Annotated in this window: 10 protein-coding genes; 3 read left to right on the top strand and 7 right to left on the bottom strand. The window is 60.4% G+C overall.

The genetic code is table 11. From position 1 onward, the window contains the following. Nucleotides 1-95: 95 nt before the first annotated feature. The 5 genes from M2497_RS23460 to aceK form a co-directional block, all read right to left on the bottom strand. A complete protein-coding gene (locus tag M2497_RS23460) occupies nt 96-341 on the bottom strand; it encodes a zf-HC2 domain-containing protein (protein ID WP_058425368.1) in 246 nt (81 codons plus the stop codon). Further along, nucleotides 335-949: an RNA polymerase sigma factor gene (locus M2497_RS23465; RefSeq protein WP_071491357.1), complete on the bottom strand. Its 615-nt coding sequence runs from the start codon at nt 947-949 to the stop codon at nt 335-337. Before M2497_RS23465 ends, M2497_RS23460 begins: the two co-directional genes overlap by 7 nt. Before the next feature lie 17 nt (nt 950-966). Further along, nucleotides 967-2,088, bottom strand: a complete 1,122-nt coding sequence (locus M2497_RS23470) for a beta-ketoacyl-ACP synthase III (protein ID WP_071491358.1) — start codon at nt 2,086-2,088, stop codon at nt 967-969. 308 nt (nt 2,089-2,396) lie between these two features. Continuing rightward, a complete protein-coding gene (gene hrpA / locus M2497_RS23475) occupies nt 2,397-6,308 on the bottom strand; it encodes an ATP-dependent RNA helicase HrpA (RefSeq protein WP_248483535.1) in 3,912 nt (1,303 codons plus the stop codon). 71 nt (nt 6,309-6,379) lie between these two features. Further along, complete coding sequence (gene aceK, locus M2497_RS23480; RefSeq protein WP_248483537.1) at nt 6,380-8,095, bottom strand: bifunctional isocitrate dehydrogenase kinase/phosphatase; 1,716 nt, start codon at nt 8,093-8,095, stop codon at nt 6,380-6,382. A 391-nt stretch (nt 8,096-8,486) separates the two neighbouring features. Between aceK and M2497_RS23485 the strand changes: the two genes are divergently transcribed. Together M2497_RS23485 and M2497_RS23490 are read left to right on the top strand one after the other, a co-directional pair. Next, a complete protein-coding gene (locus tag M2497_RS23485) occupies nt 8,487-10,112 on the top strand; it encodes a methyl-accepting chemotaxis protein (protein ID WP_248483539.1) in 1,626 nt (541 codons plus the stop codon). Between the two features lie 52 nt (nt 10,113-10,164). Continuing rightward, nucleotides 10,165-11,049, top strand: a complete 885-nt coding sequence (locus M2497_RS23490) for a DMT family transporter (RefSeq protein ID WP_248483542.1) — start codon at nt 10,165-10,167, stop codon at nt 11,047-11,049. A gap of 33 nt (nt 11,050-11,082) precedes the next feature. Here M2497_RS23490 and M2497_RS23495 read toward each other — a convergent pair whose 3' ends face one another. Beyond that, on the bottom strand, nt 11,083-11,943 hold the full coding sequence (locus M2497_RS23495; RefSeq protein ID WP_248483544.1) for a DMT family transporter: 861 nt from the start codon (nt 11,941-11,943) through the stop codon (nt 11,083-11,085). Nucleotides 11,944-12,350: 407 nt separating this feature from the next. Here M2497_RS23495 and M2497_RS23500 point away from each other — a divergent pair, with 407 nt between their 5' ends. Then, a complete protein-coding gene (locus tag M2497_RS23500) occupies nt 12,351-13,139 on the top strand; it encodes a CPBP family intramembrane glutamic endopeptidase (protein WP_248483546.1) in 789 nt (262 codons plus the stop codon). A 56-nt stretch (nt 13,140-13,195) separates the two neighbouring features. Here the strand turns inward: M2497_RS23500 and M2497_RS23505 are convergent, their stop codons facing one another. After that, nucleotides 13,196-14,149, bottom strand: a complete 954-nt coding sequence (locus M2497_RS23505; protein ID WP_248483548.1) for a methyltransferase domain-containing protein — start codon at nt 14,147-14,149, stop codon at nt 13,196-13,198. Between the last annotated feature and the right edge of the window lie 218 nt (nt 14,150-14,367).

Below are 14,367 nucleotides of genomic sequence, written 5' to 3' on the forward strand. Positions count from 1 at the left end.
AAAGCCTTGGGCCAGGACGGCCCGAGGTGGCTGTACCAGTCTTGCGTGAGTGGATCGGTCCCCATCATCCGTTCGCTCCACCCACGCGAGCCTGTTTATTCCCCGCCTTTGTGATCCTTGAGCCGCTCGTCAGCCAGACGCTGCGCCAAGGCCTCCACACCCTCTACCGGCTCATCCGGCATTATCTTCAGCGTCGCCTGCATCAGGCGCATCTGGCGGATAAACCGGCGGCAGTTCGGGCAGAACATCAAGTGATGACGCACCAGCAGACGCTCGCGAAAGGTCAACTGCCCATCGAGATAGTCACTGGAACGTGCCACTTGTTCTTTACAGGTCAACATTCGCCCGTTTCCTCAAAATGCTCCACCGTGGCGAAGACTTTAAGCCGTGCCCGATGCAACAGCACACGGACATTGGAGAGCGACAACGTCAGAAGATTACAGATCTCTTCCAACTCCAGGCCCTGGCGCTCACGCAGTACCAGCACACTGCTCTGCAACTCCGACAGGCTCAGGATCGTATGCTCCAGGCATTTGCGCAGTTCATCCTCGGTGAGCAAGGCTTCCGGGGTGTCCTGGTGCCAGGCATACGGGGCGACGGCCCAGTGACCATCGTCGGGGGTGAAGCGATCGTCACCGATAGTGCCGTGGGGCGAGGGCAGATCGTCGAGCAACACTTCGCGACGGTTCTGCTTGTAGCGCCCCTTGGCAGCGTTGGCGGTAATGGTCAGCAGCCAGGTCTTGAGGCTGGAACGGCCTTCGAACCTGGCCAGGTTGCGCACCACTGACAGCCAGGCGTCCTGCACGACTTCGTCGGCGTGACGCTGGCCGACGATGGCATAGGCCACCGCCCGCATGGCGCTCTGGTAGGTGGTGACCAATTCCTTGTAGGCCCGCTGCTCACCCTGGAGCAGGCGTTCAAGCAGGTGCGCGTCGTCCGCTGCTGCCATTCAAGACCTCGACTGTCTTAGCGTTTGCGCAGGATCACGCTGCCGATCGAATAGCCCGCGCCAAACGAGCTGAGCACCGCCACGGAGCCCTTGGGCAGGTCATCCTGATTCTTGTGGAACGCAATCACCGAACCCGCCGAGCTGGTGTTGGCGTAGGTATCGAGGATCACCGGCGCTTCTTCCACCGTGGCTTCGCGGCCCAGCAGTTTCTTCACGATCAGGTGGTTCATGCTCAGGTTGGCCTGGTGCAGCCAGAAGCGCTTCACATCGGTCACGTTCAACTGATTCTCTTCCAGGTGCACGCCGATCAGCTCGGCCACCATCGGGCATACGTCGCGAAACACCTTGCGGCCTTCCTGTACGAACAGTTTGTCCGGCGCGCCGATGCCTTCTTCCGCGGTGCGGTTGAGGAAGCCGAAGTTGTTGCGGATGTTATTGGAGAACTTGGTCAGCAGCTTGGTGCTCACCACGTCGAACTGATGTTCGGAGGTTGCCAGGTCGGCGCGCTCCAGGACCACGGCGGTGGCCGCATCCCCAAAGATGAAGTGGCTGTCGCGGTCGCGGAAGTTCAGGTGGCCGGTGCAGACTTCCGGGTTGACCATCAGGATCGCCCGCGCCTGGCCTAGCTGGATGCTGTTGGCGGCGTTCTGGATGCCGAAGGTGGCCGAGGAACAGGCCACGTTCATGTCAAAACCAAACCCTTCGATGCCCAAGGCTTCCTGGACTTCAATAGCGATGGCCGGGTAGGCACGTTGCAGGTTGGAGCAGGCGACGATCACGCCGTCGATGTCGGCGGCGGTCTTGCCCGCGCGCTGTAGAGCTTGTTCAGCGGCGCCGACGGCCATCTGGCAGAGGACCGACCATTCGTCGTTGCTGCGCTCGGGCAGGCGTGGGGCCATGCGCTGCGGATCGAGAATGCCGTCCTTGTCCATCACGAAGCGGCTCTTGATGCCGGAGGCCTTTTCGATGAAGGCGGCGCTGGATTCGGTCAGCGGCTGCACGTCACCGCGCTCGATGGCGGCGGCGTTGTCGCTGTTGAACTGTTGCACGTAAGCATTGAAAGACTGCACCAGCTCTTCGTTGGAAATGCTGTTGGCCGGGGTATACAGGCCAGTGCCGCTGATGACGACGTTATGCACGGTCGTTCCTCTAAATCTGTCAGGCAGAAGATATTGGTACCGTCGTACCAAACTGTAAGTAGTCCGATTCCGCTCCGCGGACACCAAACTGGCATCGCTTTATTCCATCGCGCCGCAGCCTTTCACGACGATCCCGGCATTTATAACCGCGAAGTTTGCCACAACCCTCGGAATTTGGCGCTATCTGTGGGAGGGGGCTTGCCCCCGATAGCGGTGGGCCAGTCAACACATCCTTTACTGACAGACCGCAATCGGGGGCAAGCCCCCTCCCACACTGGACCTGTATTGCCCTGGAAACCGTGTAGATATCAGGCTTCTACCAGGCTCCACTGCTTGCTCAAACGCTTGTCGGAAATCGGCACCTTGGTGCCCAACTGCTGGGCAAACAACGACACCCGGTATTCCTCCAGCCACCAGCGATACAGCTCCAACTGGGGGTCGCGCTTGCCTTCCTGGGCGTGTTTTTTCAGACGGTTTTCGTACTGCGTCCACAGGCCGGCCAGCTCGCCGCTCCACACCCGATCCTTTTGCACTTGGCTCGGCAGTTTTTCCAGGCGCAACTCGATGGCCTTGAGGTAACGCGGCAACTCCTTAAACCACTGCGCCGGGGTTTCCCGCACAAAACCGGGGTACACCAGGTTGCTCAGTTGCTGCTTGATGTCGTTCAAGGCCACGGCCTGGGCCAGGTCGATCTTGCCTTTGAAGCGTTTTTGCAGGCCATGCCAGAGTTTCAGCACCTCCAGGGTCAGGCGCGCCAGGCGCTCGGCGTGTTCGGTCCAACTGCTGCGTTTGCGCTCGGCCAGGGCAGCCAAACCGGCGCCATCACGCGGCAGGTTGGCTTCGCCTTCGAGCACGCAGGTGTCGAGACTGGCCAGCAGGATGTCCTCCACCAGCGCATCGATGCGTCCCAATTCGCGGTACATCAGGCCCAGTTCGGTCAGGCCTGGCAGTTTGCCGCGCAGGAATTTCGCCGGTTCCGCCAGTTGCTGCATCAGCAGGCGTTGCAAGGCGCGGCGATGCTGGAACTCAGCCTCGGCAGCCGTGGAGAAACGCCCCTCCTTGACCGTGCCGTTGTCTTCCACCAGTGCCGGATATACCGTCATCGACAGCCCGGCGATCTTTTGTTGCGTCTTCTCGGCCACCGCCGCGAATACCTTGGCCTCCACCGGCTGCTGGCTTTTTGCGGTTTGCGGCACAGCCAATGCGGCCTGGCTGGCCTCGGCAAAACGCGCCGTCAGTTCGGCGAGATCCCGGCCTTCACCAAGGAACTTGCCCTGGCCGTCGACCACTTCCAGGTTCATCTTCAGGTGGCTTTCCACCTGCTGCGCGGCCTCAGCCCAGGCTTCATCGCTGACCCGCGCCCCGGTCATGCGCAACAATTCGCGGCCCAGGGCCTGGGGCAATGACCCCTGGCCGAACTCGATGCGTTGCAGGGCAGCCTTGACGAAGTCCGGCACCGGTACAAAATTCTTGCGCAGCGCCTTGGGCAGGTTGCGCACCAGGGCGATGCACTTGGCTTCGATCACCCCCGGCACCAACCACTCCAGGCGCTCCGCCGGCAAGGCGGGCAACAGCGGCGCCGGCACACGCAGGGTCACACCGTCACGCGGGTGGTTGGGTTCGAAGTGGTAACTCAAGGCCAGTTCCAGGTCACCCAGGTGCAGGGTGTCCGGGTAATGCGCGGCGGTGACTTCGCTGGCCTCGCGGGCCAGTACGTCTTCTTCACGCATGATCAGCAGTTGCGGGTCTTTCTGGCTGTTGACCTTGTACCAGCTGTCGAAGGTCGCGGTCTGGTGGATCTCCGCCGGCAGGCGCGCATCGTAGAAGGCGAACAGGGTTTCCTCGTCCGCCAGGATGTCGCGCCGGCGCGCCTTGGCTTCCAACTCGTCGAGCTGTTCCAGCAGTTGCTGGTTGGCGGTGAGGCACTTGGCCCGCGACTGGATCTCGCCGCGTACCAGGCCTTCACGGATAAACAGCTCGCGGGACACCACCGGATCGACCGGCCCGTAGTGCACCGGCCGGCGCCCGACCACAATCAGCCCGAACAGGGTGATCTGCTCAAAGGCCACGACCTGGCCGCGCTTCTTCTCCCAATGGGGCTCGAAGTGGTTTTTCTTGATCAGGTGCCCGGCCAGCGGTTCGATCCAGTCGGCGTCGATCTTGGCGACCATGCGCGCATACAGCTTGGTGGTTTCCACCAGTTCAGCGGTCATCAGCCATTGCGGGCGTTTCTTGCCGATGCCCGACGAGGGGTGAATCCAGAAACGCCGCTGACGTGCGCCCAGGTAATCGCCGTCCTCGGTTTTCTGACCGATCTGGCTGAGCAAACCGGACAGCACCGCCTTGTGCAGTTTCGGGAAGTCCGCCGGCTCTTTATTGACGCTCAACTGCATGTCGCGGCAGATCAGGCTCAACTGGCGATGGGAATCACGCCACTCGCGCAGGCGCAGGTAGTTGAGGAAGTTCTTGCGGCACCAGTTACGCAGTGGGCTGGCAGTCAGTTCCTGACGTTGCTCTTCAAAACCGCGCCACAAATTGACCAGGCCGGCGAAGTCCGAATCCGGGTCCTTCCACTGTGCGTGGGCCTGGTCGGCGGCCTGCTGACGCTCCGGTGGGCGCTCGCGCGGGTCCTGGATCGACATGGCGCTGGCGACGATCAGTACTTCCTGCAAGCTGCCAAGCTTGGCGGCTTCGAGCAACATGCGGCCCATGCGCGGGTCCACCGGCAGGCGCGCCAGCTGGCGGCCCAGTGGGGTGAGCTGGCTGTTGCGGTCGACCGCCGACAGCTCTTGCAGCAGGTTGAAACCGTCGCTGATGGCCTTGCCGTCCGGCGGTTCGATAAACGGGAAGTCGGTGATTTCGCCGAGACGCAAATGCAGCATTTGCAGGATCACGGCGGCGAGGTTGGTGCGCAGGATTTCCGGGTCGGTAAATTCCGGGCGGCCGATAAAATCTTCTTCGCTGTACAAACGAATGCAGATGCCCGGCTCGACCCGGCCGCAACGGCCTTTACGCTGGTTGGCACTGGCCTGGGAAATCGCCTCGATCGGCAGGCGCTGCACCTTGGCGCGGTAGCTGTAGCGGCTGATGCGCGCAGTGCCGCTGTCGATCACATAACGAATGCCCGGCACGGTCAGGGAGGTTTCCGCGACGTTGGTCGCCAGCACCACACGTCGGCCCGGATGGGACTGGAAGATGCGCTGCTGCTCGGCTGGCGACAGGCGCGCGTACAGCGGCAGGATCTCGGTGTGCTTGAGCTGGGCCTTGCGCAGCATGTCGGCAGCGTCACGAATCTCACGCTCGCCCGGCAGGAACACCAGCACGTCGCCGGGGCTGCGCCGCTCGCTGCGCTCATAGGCGGCGATTTCATCGAGGGCGGCGAGGATCGCCTGGTCGACGGTGAGGTCGTCCTCGACGCGGTTGCCCTCCTCATCCTGCTCCAGGGTCAGCGGGCGGTACCAGGTGTCCACCGGGAAGGTACGGCCCGAGACCTCGACTATCGGCGCATCGTCGAAATGCTTGGAGAAACGCTCCAGGTCGATGGTCGCCGAGGTGATGATGACCTTGAGGTCCGGGCGACGTGGCAACAGGGTTTTCAGGTAGCCCAGCAGGAAGTCGATGTTCAGGCTGCGTTCGTGGGCCTCGTCGACGATGATGGTGTCGTAGCGCTCCAGGTAGCGATCGTTCTGGGTTTCCGCCAGCAGGATGCCGTCGGTCATCAGCTTGATCAGCGTGTTGGAATCGCTCTGGTCTTCGAACCGTACCTGATAGCCGACCAGCGCGCCGAGCGGTGTGGCCAACTCTTCGGCGACCCGGCTGGCCACGCTGCGTGCGGCGATCCGGCGGGGCTGGGTATGACCAATGAGACCGAACTGGCCGCGACCGATTTCCAGGCAGATCTTCGGCAACTGGGTGGTCTTGCCCGAACCGGTTTCGCCGGCAATGATCAGCACCTGATGCTTGTTAAGCGCCTCTTTGATTTCATCGCGCTTGGCCGCAATCGGCAGGCTGTCGTCATAACGAATCACCGGCAGGCTGGCGCGCCGCGCCGTGACCTGGGCGCAGGACGCCTGCATGCGCGCGACCCACTGCGCCAGCTTCTCCTCGTCGGGCTTCTTGCGCAGCTCAAGCAGCTGGCGCCGCAAGCGGTGGCGGTCGGCGAGCATGGCGTGATCGAGGGTTTTGAGCAGTTGGTCGATAGTGGGCGCTTGGTCAGTCATCAGGTACGCAGGGGTCGTCTATATATGCAGGGGGCGGATTGTCGCAGAAAACCGCCCCCAAGCGTGCCCCCTCATTCGTTATCGCGGTCCTTGCGCCGGTACGGGAACACATCGATCACCTTGCCCGCCCGGATCGCCTCCTGCAGCCCCTTCCAGTAATCGGCGTTGTACAACTCGCCGTGCAGCTCGTCGAACAGCTTGCGCTGGCCGGCGTCGGCGAACAGGAACGGTGGGAATTCTTCGGGGAAGACGTCCAACGGGCCGATGGAATACCAGGGCTCGGAGGCCATTTCATCCTCCGGGGTACGCGGCGCCGGGATGTGCCGGAAGTTGGCCTCTGTGAGAAAACAGATTTCATCGTAGTCGTAGAACACCACGCGGCCATGGCGGGTGACGCCGAAGTTCTTCAGCAGCATGTCGCCGGGAAAGATGTTCGCCGCCGCCAGTTGCTTGATCGCCAAGCCATAGTCTTCGAGGGCCTCGCGCACCTGGGCGGGGTTGGCGTTGTCGAGGTAGAGGTTGAGCGGGGTCATGCGCCGCTCCGTCCAGCAGTGGCGGATCAACACGGTATCGCCCTCCACTTCGACGGTGCCCGCCGCCACATCCAACAGCTCGGCCAGGCATTCGGGCTCGAACTTGCTCAAGGGGAAACGGAAGTCGGCGAACTCCTGGGTGTCGGCCATGCGCCCTACCCGGTCGACGCTTTTGACCAGGCGGTACTTCTCGATCACCGTGGCGCGGTTGACGTTTTTCGACGGTGAAAAACGGTCCTTGATGATCTTGAACACGGTGTTGAAGCCCGGCAGCGTGAATACGCTCATGACCATGCCACGCACGCCGGGGGCCATGATGAACTGATCGTTGGTGGTCGCCAGGTGGTTGATCAGGGCGCGATAGAACTCCGACTTGCCGTGCTTGTAGAAACCGATGGAGGTGTACAACTCGGCGATGTGCTTGCCCGGCAGGATGCGCTTGAGAAAGCCGATGAATTCCGCTGGCACCGGTACATCGACCATGAAGTAGGAGCGGGTGAACGAGAAGATGATCGATACATCGGCTTCGTCGGTGATCAGCGCATCGATCTGGATACCTTGCCCTTCGCGGTGCAGCAACGGGATCACCAGCGGCCATTGTTCGTCGCGGGTGTAGATGCGCCCGACGAGGTAAGCGCCTTTATTACGGTAGAGCACCGAGGAAAACAGCTCGACCTTGAGGTCCGGGTCCTTGCACACCCAGTCCGGCAGGTTTTCCCGCAGTTGGGTTTCGAGGCGTTGAAGGTCGCCTGCGAGGTCGGCGTAGGGTTCGCTGAAGCGGTAGTCGGCAAAGATCTGCGCGAGCATTTCCGGGATTTTCGCGGCGGGGGTGTAGGTGCGCGTCTGCGCGGCCCGTGCCCGACGCAGGCTAGGCCGGGTGGTGTGGATGAACATACAGCCGTCGCTGATCAGGTCGTGGCTGAACAGCCCGCAGAAGATCGAGTTGTACCAGGTCTCGGAGAGTTCATCGTCAAAGCGCCGGTCGATCAGGCCGATGTAGGCACTTTTGACCAAGGGCCACGCATCGATGTCGAGCAGGGCGGCGTCATCGAAGCGCTCACGCAACCGCTGGGTCACCTCAGTGACCTTTTCCTCATAGAGATTGATCCGCGCCGCCGACGCCGCCTGGCCCTGCTGCCACTGGGCCTTTTCGAAACGCTCGCGGGCGCCATCGGTGATCTGGCGGAAGTGTTCGCGGTAATCGTCGAAGCCATCAAGGATCATCTGGGCAATGGCGAGGGCGGATTGCGACATGCGGGAAACCTCGAGCGGGCATCGGGAAGCCCTGAGCTTAGCCAGTGTACGAACACAGGAGAAGGGTCATTTTTCGTGCAGCCTTGTACAACTCCGTTCATTTCGTACATTTATTTTCAATTTATTTAATTCGACCAATTGGTCAATAAACGCACTGAAAAGTCGCACATTGTTTTCCCCATACGCCCACAACGACGCGGCTTTGCTGCTTAGCGCCGGAAACACGTGTACTCCCCCGGGGACTCTGCTCCGCATACATCTTTGGATCCAACTAAGGGAAACCCTGATTACCACCTTGATGGCACTTTGATATATAGCGCGCCCTCTCCCACCCTAACAAGGTCCGAAGACCGATCCGGGAACAGGTTCTAATCGCCCAAGGAGCATAGAGATGTCATTGAGGAACATGAGGATCGGTCTGCGTGCCAGTCTGAGTTTTGGGGTTTTGGCCAGCTTGCTGGTGATTGTGGGCCTGTTCGGCCTGGGCCAGATGGCCAAGCTGCGACAGAGCGCGCTGGTCATCGAACAATCGTGGATGCCGAGCATCGAGAACATCCACGACAGCGCGGCCTTTGTCGCCAGCATCCGCCTGGAGGCCTTGCGCCTGGCGACCACCGACGAATCGCGGATCCGCGACAACAGCAAAGCCCTGATCACTCGCCAGCGCAGCGAGCTGCAAACCCTGCTCGACCATCACAAAAGCCTGCTCAGCAGCGACGAAGAACGCCAGATGCTCAAGCAACTCGAAGGGAACGTGAACACTTACCTGGCCCTCGTCGAACAGATCGTCACCCTGGTGGACAAGGATCAGCAGCAAGACGCCATTGACCTGCTCAACAGCCGGCTCGCTCCGCAGGGTGTGATCCTCAACAAGAGCCTGGAGGACATGATCGTGTTCAACCAGAACGGCGTGGAAACGGCGGTGGATTCAGCCGCACAGACCTATTCCAGTGCACAGTGGATCGTCGGCCTGATCATCGTATTCGCCTTGATCGCCACCTTGTTGCTCGCCTGGCTGCTGACCCGCAGCATCACCGCCCCGCTCGGCCAGGCGCTGAGCGTGGCCCGCACCATTGCCGGCGGCGACCTGAGCCAGCCGATTGCCGTCAGCGGCAAGGACGAACCGGCCCAATTGCTCAACGCCCTGGCGACCATGCAGGCGCAGTTGCAGGGCACCATTCGCGGCATCAGCGAATCGGCGCAACAGCTGGCCTCCGCCGCCGAAGAGATGAGCTCAGTGATGGAGCAAAGCACCCGTGGCCTGCAGGCGCAGAACGACGAAATCGAACAGGCCGCCACCGCAGTCACCGAAATGAGCGCGGCCGTGGACGAAGTGGCGGGCAATGCGGTGTCCAGCGCCGAGGCGTCCCAGGCCTCCGACGAGGACAGCAAGCACGGCCACTACCAGATCAGCGAAACCATCAGCTCGATCCAGAACCTGGTCGACGAAGTGCTTGGCGCCTCGAACAAGGCCGAAGGCCTGGCAGTGCAGGCCCAGGACATCAGCAAGGTGCTGGAAGTGATCCGCGGCATCGCCGGGCAGACCAACCTGCTGGCGCTCAACGCCGCCATCGAAGCGGCCCGCGCAGGCGAGGCCGGGCGGGGGTTTGCGGTGGTGGCCGATGAAGTGCGCTCCCTGGCGCAACGCACCCAGGACTCCACCGAAGAAATCGAGCAGATGATCACCGGCATCCAGCGCGGCACCCAGGATACGGTCGACGCGCTGAACAGCAGCGCCGAGCACGCGGGCCAGACCCTGCAGCGGGCCAACAGCGCCGGCAGTGCCCTGGAAAAAATCACCGCGGCCATCTCGCAGATCAGCCAGCGCAACCTGGTGATCGCCAGCGCCGCCGAGCAGCAGGCGCTGGTGGCACGCGACGTGGACCGCAGCTTGGTGAACATCCGCGACCTGTCCACCCAGACCGCCGCCGGTGCCACCCAGACCTCGGCCGCCAGCCAGGAACTGTCACGCCTGGCGGTAGACCTGAATGGGCTGGTGACGCGGTTTGTCCTGTAATCCTTAGAAGTGTCATGTAACACTCACCGGCTTATTGAGGTAGGAGTGTTCCGTGAGACCTGTCGACACCTTGTACTTGCTGGGGCTCGCCGCCATCTGGGGCGCGAGCTTCCTGTTCATGCGCATTATCGCGCCGGAGATCGGCACGCTGCCGACCGCATTTTTCCGCGTGTCGATCGCCGCCGCCGGGTTGCTGGTGATCCTGGCGGTGATGCGGGTGAGCTGGGACTTCCAAGGCAAGTTCAAGACTGTATTGCTGCTCGGCGTGATCAACTCCGGGATCCCGGCGACCATGTATTCAGTCGCCGCCCAGGTGCTGCCGGCGGGTTACTCGGCGATCTTCAACGCCACCACGCCGTTGATGGGTGTGCTGATCGGCGGGCTGTTTTTCAGCGAACGTCTGACCCCGTCGAAAGTCGCCGGGGTGTGCCTGGGCCTGCTGGGCGTGGGGGTACTGACCCGCGCCGGGCCGGTGGCGTTTGACCTGGAATTGTTGATGGGTGCGCTGGCCTGCTTGCTGGCGACCACCTGTTATGGCTTTGCCGGGTTCCTGGCAAGGCGCTGGCTGGATCAGCGTGGTGGCTTGGACAGCCGCCTGTCGGCCCTGGGCAGCATGCTCGGCGCTACGTTGTTCCTGTTGCCGTTCTTTGCCTACAGCGCGATCAGCCAACCGCCGGCGAGTTGGGGTGGATGGCAGGTGTGGGGGTCGTTGCTGGGGTTGGGGCTGGTGTGTACGGCGTTCGCCTACATTCTTTACTTCCGGTTGCTGACGTCCATCGGGCCGGTTAAGTCGATGACGGTGACGTTCATGATTCCACCGTTCGGAGTGCTGTGGGGGGCGTTGCTGCTGGATGAGCCGTTGTCCATGGCGCATCTGTATGGCGGGGTGTTGATTGCGGGGGCGTTGTGGTTGGTGTTGCGGCCGCGAAAATTGTAGGAGCCCGGCTTGCCAGGCTCCTACAGTGCGGTGTCAACGCTTACGGAAGACAAACACCAAACCGATGATGATCAACCCCATCCCCAACAGGCTCAACATCGCGAGCTTGTTGCCGAAGATCAGATAGTCCATCACCGCCGTCACCGCCGGCACCAGATAGAACAGACTGGTGACATTCACCAGGTTGCCCCGGGCGATCAGGCGGTACAGCAACAGCGTGGCCAGCAACGACACCACCAAGCCCATCCACAGTACCGGCAGGTAGAAGCTGCCGCTGTGTTCAAAATGAAACGGCTGGAACGGCACAAACACCGAACACAGCAGCAACCCCGCCAGGTATTGGACCGGCAACGTGCCCAAGGGGTTGTCGGTGATGCGTTTCTGCATGATCGAGCCGAAGGTCATGCTGGCCAGGGCCAGCAGCCCGAACAGCATGCCCGCCAGGGACATGCCGGAAAGTCCGATACCCTGGTAGACCACCATGATCAGCCCCGCCAACCCCAGGCCCAGGCCGAACACCCGGCTGAAAGAACGCTGGCGCTCCATCAGCACCACGGTGAGGATCGGCTGTACGCCCATGATAGTTGCCATCACGCCGGGGGTGACGTTGAGGTCCAGGGCCAACAGATAGAAAATCTGATAGGCCCCCAACAACACCAACCCCGTCGCCGCCGCATACAACAGAGGCTTGCCGGGGCGAGGCAGTTTCAACTTGAGGATCGGTATCAGCACCACCAGGCCCACAAGGGCAATGGCAAAACGGATCAGCAGAAACGCAAAGGGTGACGCGTGAGCCAGACCCCATTTGGAGAAGATCGCCCCACTGCTCCACAGCAGGACAAACAGGCTCGTCGAGGCCGCCGCGGCCACGGATTGTTTCGAAAGAACAGACATGGTTACCACCTGTCATCAGGCAAAAAAGCCGATTCAGCAGACGCTGAAATGCATTAGGTTTTTTTCAGGCGGGCAGACGGGAACAGCAATCAGCTGATCAGCCCGAAATACCAACACCCGGCGGTGATACGACTGCGTACACCGGCGTGCTGCCGACAGGAGGGGGGTAGTGACTGATCTGCGCAGGCTGCTTGTTCGCGCACGGCACGACCACAGCGTTGACCGCTGAATCGACTACCGCTGTGCGCTGGAGAGCTGGCATGGGCTGATCTTTTGAAGGGATGAAGACGCGAGGACTATAACCAGCCGGTGATAGGTTTTGCAATCGGCATGAATGGAGGAGTTTTCATGTGGGGCCTGCAGGACGGGTCGCTATAATGCCGCCCAGCTTTTTCCAAGGATTTCCCATGATCGCATTGCCCTGGCTGTACCTGGCGCTTCTTTCGATTGGCTATCTACTGGCCTTGATCTACGGGCAATTGGGCGTACTGGCGGGCGTGTCCGTCGCCCTGCTGCTGATTGCCGGCTACGCCGTACGCCAGCAACGCACGCCGTGGGCACGCTACCTGGGCCACGGGTTGTTTATCGTATTGGCCCTGAGCCTGGCGATGCACTGGTTGCCCGGCTTCTACAACGGGCGTGGCATTGCCCCGCAGCGTTTCACCGAAGATGCAGTACCCTTCTCGATGTACTTGAACCAGGACAAACCGCTGATTGGCTTCTGGCTGTTGCTGGCCTGCCCGTGGATTGTGGCGCGGCGCTCGTTGCGTTTGTCGATCTGTGTGGCAGCGCTGGCGCTAACCTTGACTGCTGTTGTTGCGCTCGGTGGAGCAGTGCTGCTGGGGATCACTCACTGGGCGCCGAAGTGGCCAGAGCAGGCGTGGTTATGGGTACTGAACAACTTACTGTTGGTCACGCTGGTGGAAGAGGCGTTGTTTCGAGGCTACGTGCAAGGTGGGCTGAGCCGGCGGTTCAAACACTTGTCGTATGGCGACAACGTAGCGCTGTTGCTGGCTTCGTTGCTGTTTGGGCTGGTGCATCTTGGCGCGGGGTGGCAGTGGACGTTACTGGCAACCATTGCGGGTGTGGGGTATGGGTTGGCGTATCGGTTTGGTGGGTTGGGGGCTGCGGTTATGACGCATTTTGGGGTGAACTTGGTGCATTTTGGGTTGTTTGTTTATCCGATGTTGGCGTGAATGAAAACGTGGGGGCAGCCTCCTCAGCGCCCCCATTGATTACGAGACATTGAAATTCACTCAAGCTCGGCCGAATCGTAGGACCTGTACAACCACGCGGGTTTTTTACCCTTATCAACCCCGGTCTTCCTGGCCCGTATAAAAATATACTGACCGAGATCGTGCTCTCGATATTTTATTAAATGCCCGAACTTATCCGGATCGAGGTAGGAGCCGGTAGCGTTATCGTGTACATCGGCGGTGAAAATCTCGTCGATAGTGAACCCGAGATACGTTAGTAGATTATAGAGTTCGTGCTTGTTGTATTCCCGATTATGGCGCCCATAAGGTCCATAGCCACTGTAAGGGTCGTACAAGTTGGCGCCGACGATCATGCGTGCGACGTTCTCGATGCGATTGACATTAGGTGTAGTCAACACCAGCGTTCCGTCATCTCGAAGAACACGCTTTATCTGCCGGAGTACAGCGCATGGATCGTTTAGCAAATGCTCGATAATTTCACAAAACAGCACGATATCGAGTGATCCTGATTCAAAAGGGAAGGCATCCTCTTCGATATTGAAATGCGAGTAAGTCAGGTCGACATGCGTTTTCTTATCCAGCGCCCCAAACTCGCTCATGTACACGCGCTGATGGGCATCGCCCTTCGGGATCTGGTCACCAAAATAATTGCCAAGGCGCCAATCAATCGGCGTGAACTGCTTCAACAACATTGTCGTGAAGTAAGGATTTCCGCCCAACTCCAGCCCAGTCAAGTTGCCAGTCGCGCTCGACGTCGCTCGCTGAACCAAACCGAAGGTATGAACAAACCGCTCAAAATCCTGAGTACAGTAACTGGCAATCGAATCGGGAGCATCAGCGACACGCACAGCTTTTAACCAATCGAACAATTCTTGTCTCGACACTCCATTGGGAAGAGGAAGCGGTGGTCGGAGCGGAAATGAATCGAGCGTATAAGCAGGGCTTTCGTCTGCACCAAGAGCTGCGGCTTTGGTCTTGAAAAACATCATGATCCCTCATTGTTTAACAGCGAATCGAATAATAGGCTCCGAACGCATTCAGCCCAGAATGCTAGCACAATGGCCTTTCGCGCTTAGTGATAATTCAGGCCCGCTTGGTTACAACTTGCACAGTTCGTCGCCGTAACATTTTGGGAGATATCGATTGCCATTGAGATACTCACAAACCTGTTGCCAGCTTCAATTATCGCCAGGGCCCTGTTTTTATG

It is taken from the genome of Pseudomonas sp. CYM-20-01 (assembly GCF_023169845.1).
In the GTDB taxonomy this organism is placed as follows: domain Bacteria; phylum Pseudomonadota; class Gammaproteobacteria; order Pseudomonadales; family Pseudomonadaceae; genus Aquipseudomonas; species Aquipseudomonas azotoformans.

Coding starts and splice junctions, on each gene's coding strand:
- M2497_RS23495 (WP_248483544.1), bottom strand. CDS start 11,943: ATGTCTGTTCTTTCGAAACAATCCGTGGCCGCGGCGGCCTCGACGAGC.
- M2497_RS23500 (WP_248483546.1), top strand. CDS start 12,351: ATGATCGCATTGCCCTGGCTGTACCTGGCGCTTCTTTCGATTGGCTAT.
- aceK (WP_248483537.1), bottom strand. CDS start 8,095: ATGTCGCAATCCGCCCTCGCCATTGCCCAGATGATCCTTGATGGCTTC.
- M2497_RS23460 (WP_058425368.1), bottom strand. CDS start 341: ATGTTGACCTGTAAAGAACAAGTGGCACGTTCCAGTGACTATCTCGAT.
- M2497_RS23485 (WP_248483539.1), top strand. CDS start 8,487: ATGTCATTGAGGAACATGAGGATCGGTCTGCGTGCCAGTCTGAGTTTT.
- M2497_RS23465 (WP_071491357.1), bottom strand. CDS start 949: ATGGCAGCAGCGGACGACGCGCACCTGCTTGAACGCCTGCTCCAGGGT.
- hrpA (WP_248483535.1), bottom strand. CDS start 6,308: ATGACTGACCAAGCGCCCACTATCGACCAACTGCTCAAAACCCTCGAT.
- M2497_RS23505 (WP_248483548.1), bottom strand. CDS start 14,149: ATGATGTTTTTCAAGACCAAAGCCGCAGCTCTTGGTGCAGACGAAAGC.